Source organism: Candidatus Vicinibacter proximus (assembly GCA_016713905.1).
Lineage (GTDB): Bacteria > Bacteroidota > Bacteroidia > Chitinophagales > Saprospiraceae > Vicinibacter > Vicinibacter proximus.
Genome location: JADJOE010000003.1, coordinates 1,819,505 through 1,835,134, shown reverse-complemented (window position 1 = coordinate 1,835,134; position 15,630 = coordinate 1,819,505). Strand labels below are relative to the sequence as shown.

Genomic DNA, 15,630 nt, shown 5'->3' with positions numbered 1-15,630 from the left:
ATATCTGCAATTCATAGATCATGAAAAATCTACAAAATATAAATCAACCCATCCCAAAATGGACCAGTCACATTAGAAAGAATGCCTCTAAAGTGATGTTGTTATTATTGGTATTCCAATTCTGTAATGAGATGAAGGCTGTTCCTGAGGATTGGCCTTCATCTGACAGAGTTGAAGCGCAGCCAATGGTTGAACTTAATGCTCAGAGTTTTAACTTGCCGTGTCATGGTTTGGTGCAGATTTCTGTGGATCAGAGCGGCAGAGCATATCTTACTGCACAAATGTTGATTACAGATAAACTGCCTTCTTATGGAAAATTTAAAGTTTATGTGAATGAGACAGGACTTAATTATGTAAGTTGTTCTGATATAGGAAAAAAAGCGGACTGCAACTGTTTTGGACACTACTAATGGTATGAGTTGTTGGAGTGAGTTGAAAGTAGAAGATAAACTTATGCCTGTTTTGGTGTGTAGAACAGATACTGTTTTGTGTACTTATGATCCGTTTGAATTACGTTATGATACCATGATTTTTGCAAGTGACAACTGCGATGCAAATCTTTCCATTCTCTACGATTTAAGATTTGAAAGATTACAATGTGATTTACAGTATTCAGGAATTAGCCATTTGTTGTATACCGTTACAGACGATTACGGAAACAAAACCACTTGTGCAAAAGATGTTTATTTCAAAAAACCATCCTTGATTGATGTAGTGTTTCCTGAAGATGACACTTTGTATTGTCCCAATCCGGATATTTCCACTTTGGAAGTTCCAACGATTTTTGGAGAACCCATTGATGCGTTTTGTGATTTGCTCCCTTCCCATTTGGATGACACCATACCGGTTTGTGGAGGGATGATAAAAATTCAACGCCGCTGGTTTGTAATGAATTGGTGCACACGTATGACAAGCATGGAAACTCAGCTCATTACTATCGCAGATACTACAAGACCGGAAATTATTTGTCCCGCGGATGTTACTTTGTTTACAGAAGCAAATAAATGTTTAAATCTATATCAAATACCAACAGTCACTGCCACGGATGCATGCAGTCCGTCTTTTATGATAATTTACGCGGTGAGAATAGATTCATTTTTTCTTGCAAGGCCAGGGCAAAGTGTGGAATTATCTACCGGAAAGCATACGATGCAATACATAGCCATTGATCCATGTGGAAACTCGGATACTTGTATTTCTTATGTTACGGTAGTAGACAATATTCCACCGACTCTGATTTGTCCACCAAAGTTGATTTTTTCTCTGGATGGAACAGGACAATCTACTTTGAACGCGGCTTACTTTTCTAAGATAGGTTTTTTCACAGACAACTGTGCAGTGGATACAGTATTGGTCAGACGAATGACGAATCGTTGTAACAGACCACAGGATACTATATTCAGGGATCAAATTTATTTCTGTTGTGCAGATGCCGGAATGAGGGAGATGATTGTTGTAAAAGTCATTGATGTTAATGGGAATTCGAATTTCTGCATGATAGAAGTGGAGATTCAAAACAAGAATGTTTTTTCCATTAATTGTCCTGCCAACATCACATTAAGTTGCACCCAGAATAAAAATAATCTAAATCTCACAGGAAGACTAACGATTTCAGGAGTCTGTGTGGATACGGCCACAAATGGAATAACATTTTCTGATTCAGGTAGCTTGGATAGTTGCAGACGAGGTGTTTTTATCAGGAAATGGAGGGTGAACTTTAGAAATGGTACGATAGATAGCAGTTGCAGACAACGAATAGAAATTGTAAATAATTATGTTTTTGATGCCAGAGATTTTATTTGGGCAAGAGATACCATGGTGCGCGGTTGCCGCTCTAATCATCCGGATTCTTTGGGATTGCGGCCGATAAATCCAAGAGACAGTTGTGGCACAATCGCATATACTTGGAGAGACAGCACCTTAAATAGGCCACCTGATTCCTGTAGAAGAATATTAAGATTGTGGCAAGCAAGATCATTGTGCAATGGTGCAATTGCAAGAGATACCCAAGTCATCAATGTCTCGGATTTTGCACCTGCAAGACTTAAAGGTCCAAGAGATACTGCATTTTGTTCAACGCTTACTGAATGTAATCCATTTCTGGTTTTGGCTCCAGTTGTCGTTACCAGTTGCAATAATATAGTAAGTATTACCAATGATTTTAACAACGGAGGAGCGAATGCCAGTGGTATTTATCCATTAGGTAAGACTCGAGTTATTTTTACAGCAACTGATATTTGTAATAATGTTGGAAGAGATACAGTTTTTGTCGATTTAGCAGACAAGATAGCTCCTGCGATTGGATGCATAAGATATACAGCCAACATACAATCCAATGATAGCGCTAAAGTAATAGCCCGTGATTTGCTTCAATTTTATTCAGATAATTGTACACCACGACATAAATTGGTAATCACATTTAACAAAAATAACCTAAATGATACTTGTCGTTATATTCCATGCAGCATTCACAAAATGAACGTGGATTCTATTTACACCTTCGAAGTATTTGTGATTGATTCATCCGGAAATGCAGGAAGTTGTAATGCATTGGTTGATGTGGATGATCCGAATAATTTTTGCAACAGTAATTTCCAAACAACCATTCATGTCACAGGACTTGTGAGAGATGTCAAAGGAAATCCAATGGAAAAGGTAGAGATGTTTGAGCAAAGCACAGGTCAAATGGTGTCCACTGATTTGCAGGGAAAATATATGAAAGATCAGATAAAGCCGGGATCCCCTGTTCATTTAAAGCCGGAATATACAATTGGAAATTGGACAGATGGATTATCCACGCAAGATGTTTTGTATCTACAGAAACATATACTGGGTATTTCAAATTTTACTAAACCAGAACAATGGATTGCAGCGGACGTCGATAAGGATGGATTTGTAACCACAAGGGATATTGTTTGGTTAAGGAAACTAATTCTTGGAAAGGTAGAGGAGGTTCCTACCAATAAGTCATGGAGATTCCTTGCTGAGGATTATAGCTTTAATGACCTGGATTTTCCTTTAAGTGAACCGTTCGAAGAAGAGTTTATTACCGATCATCTGATGAAGGATAAGTCGGTCAACTTTAAGTCGATAAAAGTTGGGGATGTCAGTGGTTCATCCGGATTCCAGGAAAAAGTTGCGGGTGCAAGGTTAAGATATTTTGAGCTGGGTGTCGAAGATCATTTATTACCAGAAAACCAAAGGAGTCATTCCGATTTTATGATCAATGATGATTTAACTATGGAGGGACTTCAGATAAATATGAGTTTTGATCCAAGATATGCCGAAGTTGACAGGATAGTTGAATTCCTCAGTGATGGCAGAGGGGTGGACCTTTCGGAGGATTCTTATTATGTCAAAGACCGTGAATTACGAATTAGTCTTAGCCTTGGCGTGCCTAAAAGACTTGAAAAAGGCCAGCGGGTGTTCAGGATAGTTTGGCGGAATAAAATCTCCACAAGGCTATCTGAATTGTTGAGAGATACTGAATACAGAAACAATGAAATATTTCTTGTCAATAGTCTTGCGTCTCCTATTTCCATCAGAATCCTTGGTTCTTCAGCGGATAGTGCATCAGAAATTAACAGATGGGGAATTCGTCCAAATCCATTTAAAGATCGGTGCAAAATTGAATTTGAATCATCACTGAACGTAGATGCCTATTTGGAATTGATGAATACAGAAGGAAAAGTAGTGTATGGAAAATGGAGGTCGATTGAAAAAGGTCTTAATACATGGGAAATAGAAAGTGGGATGCTTGGCGGATCCGGTGTTTATTTGTACCGGCTCCAGGCAGGTAAAATCTTAAAAAAAGGAAAGATTGTTCTCTTGAAATAATATTCCAGTAGTTGAAAAAGCCTTTCCAATTAGACGGAAAGGCTTTTTATTAAATTTTAATTTAAACTATAAAATACTGAAATACAGTGATTTGTGATAGATAGTTGAGCTTATTAAAAAAAATATTTCCAATAAATCAGTATACATATAAAAATTAATAATATATTTGTGCCTGTTCCAGCCGGGTTTCCTGATTAAATTGGGATTCAGAGAATGGTAATGAGTATCTGTTAAGAGAAATATTCATCACCATAAACCGATAAAATGGCGTTTTGTAAATTTCATCTGAGAAGCTCCTTCGTTGTAGCTCAATTTTTCTTTTTTGCATTTCTTTCAAATAGTCTATTTGGCGGAGTAGTTTTTGATCCGGGGCCGGGAACAGGACCACCTCCTGCAGTTTTTAATAAGTACGTCATGCGGACTTTTGAGCCAGATCCAACTGCACTGTTAACCCCCACCACTAGTCTTCCTTCTCCATCACAATGTGGAAACAGTCTGAGGTTTAGTACACCTGCATTGCACCTTAAGGTAGGTCAGGGATGGGAAACCTGGAGTCATGGTTATAGCGGAGATGTTTATACTTATTTTGATCAAACGGCGGCCATCATCTTACTACCACAAGGAACAAGGGCATTTTATTTTTATACGGAACCCAATGTATATAGTAATTACACGGCGGAGGCTATTGCTGATGATGGAACCTCCTCAGGACCAATAACGATTCAGGGATATGCCGGTGCCAAATTTATTGGTTTTTATGTTACTGGCTCACAATGCTTACTGAAGACCATCAAAATTACGTATCCACCTGCAGCTGGTGGGTTTGCCATTGCAGAGTTTGCGATTAGTTGTATGCCGGCAATTCCAACCATGAGCGAATGGGGGTTAATATTGTTAGGACTAGGACTACTATCCATAGCAGGTGTATTTATGTTTAGAAGGAAGTTGGTATTTGAGAATGGAATGGCTACTGAAATGGATCATTCGATTAATCAAATGATACCATTCCATAAAGAGTTGATGTTAAAGTCTTGGCTTGCGGTGGGTCTTATAGGGATATTTGCGTTTAATCTTGCAATTCTGGGTTTTGGTTATCAGTTAACTGGTGCTGACGTGCCAGGATTTGGACTTTCAAGCCTATTCATTGCATATATTGTTCATTTGGGAATAACCTACCAAAGGCGACCATAACTTGCCCGGTTGCGTCCTCAAGCAAAAGTTCAATACGAAAGATTGGAACCTTGCCCAGGCTCAAAGGAGCATATACACATATAAAAAATATTTTTTATATATAAAAAATATTTTATACATTTGTGCCGAAACCAACTAAAGTCCTTTGAAGATTCAGAGGTAGGGAATGGTAGTGAATAACTCCTGGAAGTAAAATTATTCATAACCATAAAAACTTACCAAATGGATTTCATTCAATCAAACCTTAAGAAGTGGCCAGTACTGTCCTTCTTTTTTACCTTAGGTTTCTTTTTACCAGCAACTTTTGCCAACGTATATTTTGATCCGGGTCCGGGCACCGGAGCTCCGCCGGTACTATTCAAGAGTTTTGCCATGCAGCCATTTGCACCGGATCCATCTGCTCTTGGGGCAGCCATCAGTAGCTTACCATCTCCGGCACCTTGCGGTAGCGGATTGTCCTTCAGTACTCCGGGTTCTCACCGTCGAATTGGGCAAGGTTGGGCTACCTGGAGTCATGGCTATACTGGCGATGTATATCAATTTTATGGTACATCAACAACAATAAATTTACCCCCTGGAACCAGATCATTTTACTTTTACGCGGAATCCAATAATTTCAGTACGTATACAGCGACTGCCGTAGCTAATGATGGCACAACATCAGGTCCTATTTCTATAAATGGTAATTCTGGGGCTAAATTTATTGGATTTTATGCTACCGGTTCTAAATGTTTGTTGAAGTCAATTACCATTACCTTCCCTCCAGCTGCCGCAGGTTTTGCCATAGGAGAATTCGGAATCAGTTGTCTGAGCATGGTGCCGACCATGGGTGAGTGGGGACTAATTCTTATGGGATTGGTTTTATTTGCCATTGCCGGTGTATTTATGATCAGAAGAAAATTGGTTCTATCCAATGGTATGTCGATGGAGTCAGATGGTGGCTTTTCATCAGGAATTGTGTTTGACCGAAAACTTTTCATGAAGTCACTGGCCATAGTGTGGTTAAGTGGATTGATTGGGTTTGGCATTTCAATTTTTGGATTCGGATATAGTCTTACTGGTGCAGACGTTCCGGGATTCAGTCTCTCCAGTATAGTTTTGGCTTTCATTGTCCAACTGGGAATACAATACAGCAATAGGGAAGAATAATTTTAATACACAAATAAAGAAGGGTAATATTCACATATTGCCCTTCTTATTTTTTTGTAAAAGATAAAAATTATTATGCCACATCAATTGACAGGTTTTACACCAACTCTAATGCAGAAGTACTTGAGGAATGAACTCATTAAGTATGCATTGGTAATGGTTCTGGTTTTAATGATGTTTTTTATATTTTCCTCCACTGGCATCTATGAGCAATTGATCCAACAGCCCATTTCCAGTTTATTTGCCAGAAGCAGTGCCTTGCTACTTAATTTATTCGGGTATGATTCCTGGGCTGAAGATATGAACATTCATTGTGGTGATGCGGTGGTAAGTATTTCCAAAGGATGCGATGCCATTGCACCTATATTTTTAAGTGCTCTTGCAATAGCATTATTTCCAAAAGTTAGGATGCGAAATAAGATCAAGGGAATTTTGTTTGTTGTTTTAGTTTTAGCCATACTCAATTTAGTACGCATCCTGAGTTTGGTTTTTAGCCAATTGTACTATCCGGAAATATTTGATTTTCTGCACATAGAATTCTGGCAATTTATTTTTTTAGTCAGCTCCGGGGCACTTTTTATCCATTGGCTTATCCGGAATACAAATTATGATTCAACCAAAGTTCAGCTATAGAAGTATAATTACTTTTTTACTGGGATTGACCATAAGTTATTTTCTATTCATTCCCGGAATTAAGTTTACTAAAATTAAATGGCTCGCTATCGAGTCCATCAATGGAATCTTAAATCAAAAGCTGGATCATTTTTTTGCAGACACTTATTTGTATTTACATACCGCAGATCAACAACCCCGTCAAATTGTAGTAGGTATGTATCAGCTGAAATTGTCACCCATTCTTCTGGACTCCAAATATGATACCCAACTCAATCTTTTAAATGAGAAAAATATTTTATCGCAATCCAAAGTATCCGGAGAAAAGTTACCGGTTCAAAACCAGAAAATTCAATTGAGTAATTGGGATCTTTGGTTATTGCCATCAATTCTTGTTTTTTGTTTAAGTATTGCAGTGCCTATACTATTTATAAAAAGGATTTTACTTTTTCTTTTTTCTTTACTCTTTTTGCAGATAATAAATTTACTCCGATTTCTAACCATCCTCATTATACAAATTAATCAGTCCGAAAATTTAAGCCCTGTTTCATTGTCCCTATGGCAAAATAAATTGATTTCGTATTCCACTTTATTTCATGGCATTGAAAGCATATATCTGATCACTTTAGTTTCTTGGATATTCTGTCTGTGGATTTTTTTGAAAGCAAATCAGCTTTTATCAAAAAAATAATTTGGAGGAATTAACATTAAATATTTTTCACTTATTTAAGAAAATCTATTTCTTGTTGGATGAAAATTTTTAATTGATAAATTACTTGTATATTTTGTTATTTTTGAAATCAAGTTATATCCAATTCATGACTTTTTCTAAAGGAATCAAAAGTTACTTTGGATTTTTAAGGGGAGGTTATTGAGTTATAAATCCATTAAATTATTCGATATTTATATTTGTAAAAGATTATTAATCAAATAAATATGCATTATAAAAATAACATATTTGAAAAAATACTTATATATTGGTATTCTTTATTAAAAAACAATGTTGTTATCTTTGCCACGTATTAAAGATTTTTCTATTTGTAATTAATTAAAAAAAATAATCACAAATAGTAGGATTTTTAAATATAATAATTACCTTTGTGTAGTTATTACATCCAACCCCAGTAATAGTAGATCCTCTCTTTAGCGCAAGCTAGAATTTCAGCAATTTTTTTTTACCAACGAATGATTTTAGATCCTTGTCCAGGGATATGATTTCTGTTTGACAACCTACCCAAACAGTTTTTATTCAGGACAAAAATTTTTTTGCGAATAACGCATGTGTATTCGGAGTGACCTCCGTGTGCTATGTGAATTGGTATAAAATTTTTATTAATCATTAAATAGAGGATCTCATGGAGAAAACGATTTTTACATCTCCCATTTCTACATCAAGCTTTGCACGTCTTCACCTCGTGAGGATATTTATTGCAGCTTTGTTTGTCTTTACATTCGCCTCTGTCCAACAGACAGTTTCGGCGCAATGTTCATTGGCATGTAATGGGCTTACACAAATTTCTTTAGATCAGAATTGTCGTGCACTGGTAACAGCGGCAATGATTCTGAATGACACCGCAACGCAGTGTCCTGGTGCGCAATATCAGGTAACTGTATTAAGGTACAAAAAACCAATTCCAACTTCTCCGGTGGTTACCGATGCAGAGATCGGTCAGCATGTTGAGGTTGAAATTAAGGATTTAATCTCAGGCAACAAATGTTGGGGCACTCTGGTAGTGGAGGATAAATTACCTCCGGTAATTGAGTGTCGCAGAGATACAATTCCATGTTTTGCAGCGGCAACATTTACGCCGTATCACTACGATGCATGCACATGGGATACGTTGATTTTGTTGGATGAAATTATTCAGCCACTGAATTGCGATCCTAATTACATTAAGCGTGTAATTAAAAAGTACATTGCTAGAGATGCTTATAACAATACGTCTGCTATTTGTACAGATACTACACTTCTTGAAAGATTCGACACTTCAAGAGTTATTTGTCCGGAAGACAGATCATTGGCTACAGGCAGAGCTTTAAATTGCAAAGATCTAAGATATAATCGTATTCCACTTGATAGTAAAGGCCATCCCCATCCGAGTTATACTGGAGTACCATTGTACCACGATACTATTTTGCGCAGTCCATTAGTGCTTGATACAATCGCACTTTGGCCTGTAAGAGATATTTACTGCAACATAGCGGTAACTTATGAAGACATCGATCTTGGAAGGATTGGTTGTGTTCAGAAGTACATGCGTATGTGGTCAATCCGTGAATGGTGGTGTAGTGGTGAGCGCGTGCGTACCTGTATACAATTAATTGAAATTGTAGACAGAGAAGCACCTTATGTTCATTGTCCATATCCAATTGATGCTACCACGGATGGTAACTATAAGTGTGAAGGAACAGTATACTTACCACCTGCAGTTGTGTTTGACAGTTGTGGCGGACCAGTACGTGTGGATGTTGTATATCCTGGAGGAATACTTAAGAATCAAAATGGTGGAACCGTTAAGCTTCCTGTTGGCGAACATAATATTGTATACCGCGCTTATGATGATTGTTACAATGTTGATTCTTGTATAGTTCTGGTAAGAGTTTTAGATAAAACTGCTCCTGTAGCGATCTGCGATAGAGAAACGGTGGTTTCACTTTCAGTCGATGGAAGAGCGCATGTTTATGCCAAAACATTTGACGATGGATCCTATGATGATTGTCATATTGATTCCATGTTGGTCAGACGGATGAATGATGGGCCATGCGACAATGATCGATTAGCTGATCCATTCAGACCATTTGTAGAATTCTGTTGTGAAGATGTAGGCAGATCTATTCTGGTAGTCTTCAGAGTAAAAGATAAATCCGGCAATTATAACGATTGCATGGTAAATATAGAAGTTCAGGATAAGTTAAAACCAACTTGCAAAGCTCCGGTTGATTTAACGGTATCTTGTGATTATCATTTTGACATCAACAACCTTAATGTATTCGGAGAAATTCAAACAGACTCTGCTTTGATTTTCAATACCAGAACCATTAGGTTTAAGAAAAACTGTTTTAGTGGAGTCGATACTGTATTTAATATACATGATGGATTCGCCCACGACAATTGTAATCTTAGTTTGAGTAAATGGTACGTGGACAACAGAACTCAGTGTAATGTTGGAACCATTACAAGATACTGGGAAGTAAGAGATGCAAATGGTGTAGATACTTGTAAGCAGGTAATTACCTTCTTCAACTATTGTCCGTTCAGATTAAATTCTGATATTATCTGGCCAAAGGATTCAACATTCAACATGTGTTTTGATCCAAACATCCTTACACCTGAAAGAACCGGAAGACCGAAAGCCATTAATGAAGATAAATGTGATTTACTTGGTTATAGTTGGGAAGATCATGTGTTCAGATTTGTCAATGGATCAGATGCGTGTTATAAAATCATTAGAAAATGGAAAGCTATTGATTGGTGCCAGTTTGTTTACAATTCTGCAACCAGACAATATGAATATGTAACAGCTACACATGAGCAGATCATTAAAGTAAATAATTTAGTTGATCCAACGATTACAGGCGTATTTACAGATACCACATTCTGTACATTAGACAGTTGTTTCAATGGACCTGCAGTTCTGACTGCTGATCTATCGGATGATTGTACACCGGGAAGTGAGCTTGCATGGGAATATCTGATTGATCTGGACAACAATGGTATTTATGATATCGTCAGTTCAGGAATAGGAAACAGAATTAATGCTTCCGGAAGATATAAGTTAGGCAATCACACCATCAAATTTGTGGTGGAAGACAAATGCGGAAATAAAGTAGCTAGAGAGCGCAGATTCAGCATCATTAACTGCAAACAACCAACACCATATTGTTTGAATGGTGTGGCGATAGATTTGATGCCAATGGATACCAATCAGGATGGTGTAGTGGATACTGCAATGATCCAGGTTTGGGCAAGCGATTTGGATCGTGGAAGTTATCAAGTATGTGGCAATAGAATTGTTTTGAGTTTCTCTAAGGATACTGCGGATAAATTCAGAAACTACAATTGTTCACATCTTGGTCAGCAGGCTGTAGAAATTTGGGTGACAGATGCAGTTACTGGTCAGCAAGCTTTCTGCCGAACATTTATTGAAGTACAGGATAACAATAAAGCATGTCAAAAAGGTACACTTACCTCAGGTAATGTTTCGGGTTTGATTATTGCCAATACCGGAAATTCTCAGGATCCTATCAATAAAGTTGAAGTAGAACTTAAGGGAAGTAATTTACCTAAGTACACCACCACCAAAGATGGAAGGTATGCATTCATCGACATGAAATTGAATGGCGCCACTTACACAGTTGCACCGTTTAAAAACGATGATCATGGAAATGGCATATCGACTGCGGACATTATTAAAATTCAAAAACACATCCTTGGACTTGAGCCATTAAAGGATCCGTATTTGTTCATTGCTGCTGATGTAAATAACAGCAAGACTGTAACCTCTGCGGATATCATTGAATTAAGAAAATTGATCCTTGGTCAGATCTCTAAATTCAGCAAAAATGATTCATGGGCGTTCGTAGATAAAAACTACAAATTCGTTGAGTCCGATGAAGAAGTTTTGAATGAAAACTTCCCAAGAAATTATGTGATCAATCCTTTCAATCAAAGTATGATCATTGATTTCAGAGGAATTAAGATTGGAGATTTGAACGGATCTGTTGTTGCATCCAATGCATCAAGCACACAATCCAGATCTAATGATGTGTTATCGCTTGTGACTCCGGAAAGAAATTATTCGACTAATGAGGAATTAACTGTTCCAATTCAGTTGTCTCAGGCAAAGGCCATCAATGGATATCAGTTTACACTGCAATTTGATCCAACAAAGTTAGAGCTTGTTGATGTAATCAGTGGAGTAAGTCGTTTCACAAAAGAGAATATGAGCTTGTCCAGAATTGAAGAAGGATTGCTCGCAATCAGTTGGAATAGTAATGAAATCACGGCCCTTCAGAACTACGACAACTTATTCTCGCTCAAATTCAAAGCTCTTTCCAAAGGTCAAATATCAACTACGCTACAATTAAATTCGACCATTACTCAGGCAGAAGCTTACAATGCTTCACTTGAAAGTATGGATATCAGATTAGGTTACAGAAACAGCCAAGGTTCTAACGACCAGAATGGCCTGGTTCTGTATCAGAATCAACCAAACCCATTCTCTGATCTGACAGTGATCGGATTTGACATGCCTCGTGCTGCAAAAGCCACACTGACTGTTTATGATCTCAACAGCAGAACTGTTCTTAAATCGGACATTCAGGCTGTAAAAGGTTACAACAGTATTCAGATTAACCACTCACAGCTTGGTGTTACCGGCGTCCTCTACTATCAGTTGGATGCGGAAGGATATACCGCTACGAGGAGAATGGTAGTGATCCAATAAGGCTAAATTCGTTTTGTTCTAAAGAGTTTACTGTTTTTGGGATGGGACCCTCCCTTAGGTAATGACCTAAGGGGGGTTCTTTTTTTTATACAGTTTCGAGGTTATTTTAACGGTTCTGCATGAATGTATCTAATTTTGTGTTTTAAATTTTATAATGGGACGCATACTATCCATTGATTACGGTAAAAAACGTTGTGGCATCGCAGTTACTGATCCATTACAAATGATTGTTAGTGCATTGGATACTATTGATACAGAGAATATAGAGGAGTACCTATTGTCTTATTGTAAGTTGGAGCAAATAGAAAAAATTGTCTTTGGGTTACCATTACATACCGATGGCAATGAAACTCATTTAACACAAGAGGTAAAAACGTTTTGTAAAAATCTACACGAAAAGTTACCACAAGTAAAATTTGATTTTCAGGAAGAATCCTTCACCTCTGTCAAAGCGAAAGAGGCTATTCTACTTAGTGGAACTCCTAAAATGAAAAGAAGAGACAAGAGACTTGTAGATCGCATTAGTGCGGTGATTATACTGCAGGAATATCTTGGACATTATTGAACAGCAACACAACATTTTATGAGAAATTATTGGATTGACACGCACACACATATTTATCTTTCAGATTTTCAAGAGGATTTAAAAGAGATGATGGACAGAGCTGTTGAATCAGGTCTGGAAAAGATACTGTTACCTAACATAGAAGCAGATACTATTGATCAAGTTGTCAGGATGAAAAGTGAATACCCAAATCATTGTGACATCATGATGGGTTTGCACCCTTGTTCTGTTAAAGAAAATTATCTTGAAGAATTAAGCTGTATTGAAAAAGCTTTAGCAGAAAACTCTTGCAAAGGTATTGGGGAAATAGGTCTCGATTTATATTGGGACAAAACAAGTATTGATCGGCAAATAGATGCTTATACCATCCAATTAAAATGGAGTCGGGAAACAGGGTTGCCGGTTAGTGTGCATACCAGAGAGGCTACTGAGGAAGCCCTAAGCATTTTGGAAAAGCTTCAGGATGGCAAGATTACGGGTGTATTCCATTGCTTCAGCGGGACCCTTGAGCAAGCTCAACGGCTTATTCAGTTGGGTTTTTATCTTGGAATAGGAGGGGTAGTTACCTATAAAAAAACAGATTTACCTGGATTGTTAATAAAATTGGGTCTGGACAGAATTGTACTGGAAACAGATGCGCCCTACTTGAGTCCAGTGCCTTATAGAGGAAAACGCAATGAGCCGGCTTATATACCAGTTATAGGTACCAGGATTGGCGAGATTTTGAACATAAGTTTGGAAGAAGTAAGCAAAATTACGACCCAAAATGCAAAAGCCGTCTTTTACCCCGAATTGGTATCCTCTAAATCCTAGAAAATCTTTATCTTGCGCCCGCTTTGTAAAAAGCTATGATGTTGGAGAGTTGTCCGAGTGGTCGAAGGAGCACGCCTGGAAAGTGTGTATACCCCAAAAGGGTATCTAGGGTTCGAATCCCTAACTCTCCGCCAATTTTCATACAAACCCCATTTTCAAGTTAACTTATCGTTGCCAAGGGGTTGTGCTCATTTTCTAAACGGTGGATACTTTTGCATAGAAGATTGCCATGACGAGTTGATTTTTTGTCATGGTTGGTAATCTTGGAATACTTAATCGTGTTTTCAGTTTTTTTATCATGTGTTTAAGTCGTTCTGCAATTAATGAGCATACAATGGACGAACTGACCATAAGTTTATATGGGAATTTAGTTTTTATTAATTTTGGCTGAACTAATATCTGCTATATGGCTTTAAAAATACATTTGACTTTTGGGATTTTGTTTTTGTCTTACTGGGCATGTTTTGCGCAAGTACATTTAGGTCCAGGACAAAAATATGCCAACATAAAAGATGCGGTGAATGTTGGTGCAATAAAACCCGGGGATACTGTTTATTTACATAAAGGATCTTATTCAGGTTACCAATTAGTGACAAATTTGAAGGGTAGTCCTATGCGTTGGATTGTTATAACCAGATACCAAAATGATGTTATAGATATTTCGGGGGGATGGCAATTTGTAAGTTGTGCATATTTGCGATTTCAACATTTAGTTTTCAGAGGTAACGCAATAAACAAAGGGCGATTATTTAGTGTGGACAATGGAGGCAGTTGCATTACCCAGTCCAAGTTTATTCAGGTGGATAGTTGTTATTTTTCCAATACCACAGATGCCGCAGCAATCGTAGCATTTAAGTTGGCCGGGGTGGATAGTTTTGTGGTGAGTAACAATGTTTTTAAAGATTTTCCTGTTTGCGGCGCAATGGACTACAACACTTGTCGCAACGGAGTAATAAGTGGTAACCGATTGGAGAATTGTCTTACCGGAGGACACATTAAAGGCGGTTCCTCAAACATTTTAATGGAACGCAATATTTTTATCAATGCGTCGCAGCCCAGTTGGGTTGCATTTGAATTGGGAGGCGATACCAGTCCTCAATTTTATTGTCCTGAAGACAGATTTGAAGTCAAGAATTTAAAATTCTTTTCGAATATTATTATTGGTGGATATAGAGGAGTTGCTTTGTCCTCTGCAAGAGAATGCAAAGTCATCAACAATACATTTTATTCATGTGGGCAGGCAACCTTGCGCTTTTTGACTACCAGTATATTGTATCCGCAACTTTACGGAAATATAGTGGAGAATAATATTTTTGCATTTGACCAATCTGCTTATTTTAATGGAGGGACTCAGCCAGCAGATGCTGTGGTGTTTGATAAGAATATCTATTACAGCATAATTCAAGGCGTGTTTAATGGTCCTTATTGGGATTCCCCTGCCTTGGATTTAATAAAGGATAAAAGTCCATTAAATTTTGGATCGTCCACAGTAATTTTTGTGGATGGGCCAAAACAGAATTTCAATTTAGTTAAATCCAGTCCTGCAATAGGTGCAGGTAAAAATCAAACAGAGCCTCTCCTTGATTATTATGGAAAGCCATACTCAAAAGGTGCGAGGAGTATTGGTGCAATTGAATTTCAAGCGAACGTAGGGGTAGTCGAGAACTATAGAAAAGAACCGATTAGAAAATTGAAAATTTTTCCCAATCCAGTATCAGATCAATTCATAGTGAAATCAGAATCAGGGAATCAGAAACTGGAACTATTTAATTCACTTGGAAACAAGCTATTTAATTTTGATGCCAACCAAAATGTGCCAATTTTAAATTTATTACCCGGAATTTATTTCATCAAAGGAAACGGAGAATGTCTTAAATTTATTAAAAATTAAGCCTACAAAATTGTGTAATGATTACTATTTTAATTTTGGATTCTGCTTTTATTTGACTAAATTGCAGGGAAAAGTTTATAAGTTGATTCTCTAATTTGAAGAATGTAATGCACATTTTAAGAGTT

Annotated in this window: 10 protein-coding genes and 1 tRNA gene; all 11 read left to right on the top strand. The window is 37.4% G+C overall.

The features are described from left to right. Positions 1-20: 20 nt before the first annotated feature. The 11 genes from IPJ83_15875 to IPJ83_15825 all read left to right on the top strand — a co-directional run bounded on the left by IPJ83_15875 (position 21) and on the right by IPJ83_15825 (position 15,505). Positions 21-410, top strand: a complete 390-nt coding sequence (locus tag IPJ83_15875) for a hypothetical protein (protein ID MBK7882017.1) — start codon at positions 21-23, stop codon at positions 408-410. Continuing rightward, positions 397-3,837 (top strand): T9SS type A sorting domain-containing protein, encoded by a 3,441-nt coding sequence (locus IPJ83_15870; protein ID MBK7882016.1) that lies wholly within the window; start codon positions 397-399, stop codon positions 3,835-3,837. Before IPJ83_15875 ends, IPJ83_15870 begins: the two co-directional genes overlap by 14 nt. Before the next feature lie 264 nt (positions 3,838-4,101). After that, positions 4,102-5,028, top strand: a complete 927-nt coding sequence (locus IPJ83_15865; protein ID MBK7882015.1) for an IPTL-CTERM sorting domain-containing protein — start codon at positions 4,102-4,104, stop codon at positions 5,026-5,028. Between the two features lie 222 nt (positions 5,029-5,250). Next, on the top strand, positions 5,251-6,177 hold the full coding sequence (locus IPJ83_15860; GenBank protein ID MBK7882014.1) for an IPTL-CTERM sorting domain-containing protein: 927 nt from the start codon (positions 5,251-5,253) through the stop codon (positions 6,175-6,177). Positions 6,178-6,252: 75 nt separating this feature from the next. Continuing rightward, positions 6,253-6,810: an archaeosortase/exosortase family protein gene (locus tag IPJ83_15855; protein MBK7882013.1), complete on the top strand. Its 558-nt coding sequence runs from the start codon at positions 6,253-6,255 to the stop codon at positions 6,808-6,810. Next, positions 6,785-7,480, top strand: coding sequence for a hypothetical protein (locus IPJ83_15850; GenBank protein ID MBK7882012.1), 696 nt, complete (start codon positions 6,785-6,787; stop codon positions 7,478-7,480). Before IPJ83_15855 ends, IPJ83_15850 begins: the two co-directional genes overlap by 26 nt. 664 nt (positions 7,481-8,144) lie before the next feature. Next, a complete protein-coding gene (locus IPJ83_15845; GenBank protein ID MBK7882011.1) occupies positions 8,145-12,236 on the top strand; it encodes a hypothetical protein in 4,092 nt (1,363 codons plus the stop codon). A gap of 154 nt (positions 12,237-12,390) precedes the next feature. After that, complete coding sequence (gene ruvX, locus IPJ83_15840; GenBank protein MBK7882010.1) at positions 12,391-12,801, top strand: Holliday junction resolvase RuvX; 411 nt, start codon at positions 12,391-12,393, stop codon at positions 12,799-12,801. 18 nt (positions 12,802-12,819) lie between these two features. Continuing rightward, a complete protein-coding gene (locus tag IPJ83_15835; GenBank protein MBK7882009.1) occupies positions 12,820-13,614 on the top strand; it encodes a TatD family hydrolase in 795 nt (264 codons plus the stop codon). A 43-nt stretch (positions 13,615-13,657) separates the two neighbouring features. Next, a tRNA-Ser gene (locus IPJ83_15830) sits at positions 13,658-13,748 on the top strand. Positions 13,749-14,020: 272 nt separating this feature from the next. Then, the gene (locus IPJ83_15825; protein ID MBK7882008.1) at positions 14,021-15,505 is read left to right on the top strand and encodes a T9SS type A sorting domain-containing protein; all 1,485 of its coding nucleotides are present in this window, start codon (positions 14,021-14,023) and stop codon (positions 15,503-15,505) included. The last annotated feature ends 125 nt before the right edge of the window (positions 15,506-15,630 follow it).

Excerpts from the sequence above, each read along its gene's own strand:
- IPJ83_15875 (MBK7882017.1), top strand. The coding sequence starts at position 21 with ATGAAAAATCTACAAAATATAAATCAACCCATCCCAAAATGGACCAGT.
- IPJ83_15865 (MBK7882015.1), top strand. The coding sequence starts at position 4,102 with ATGGCGTTTTGTAAATTTCATCTGAGAAGCTCCTTCGTTGTAGCTCAA.
- IPJ83_15860 (MBK7882014.1), top strand. The coding sequence starts at position 5,251 with ATGGATTTCATTCAATCAAACCTTAAGAAGTGGCCAGTACTGTCCTTC.
- IPJ83_15855 (MBK7882013.1), top strand. The coding sequence starts at position 6,253 with ATGCCACATCAATTGACAGGTTTTACACCAACTCTAATGCAGAAGTAC.
- IPJ83_15850 (MBK7882012.1), top strand. The coding sequence starts at position 6,785 with ATGATTCAACCAAAGTTCAGCTATAGAAGTATAATTACTTTTTTACTG.
- IPJ83_15845 (MBK7882011.1), top strand. The coding sequence starts at position 8,145 with ATGGAGAAAACGATTTTTACATCTCCCATTTCTACATCAAGCTTTGCA.
- ruvX (MBK7882010.1), top strand. The coding sequence starts at position 12,391 with ATGGGACGCATACTATCCATTGATTACGGTAAAAAACGTTGTGGCATC.
- IPJ83_15835 (MBK7882009.1), top strand. The coding sequence starts at position 12,820 with ATGAGAAATTATTGGATTGACACGCACACACATATTTATCTTTCAGAT.
- IPJ83_15825 (MBK7882008.1), top strand. The coding sequence starts at position 14,021 with ATGGCTTTAAAAATACATTTGACTTTTGGGATTTTGTTTTTGTCTTAC.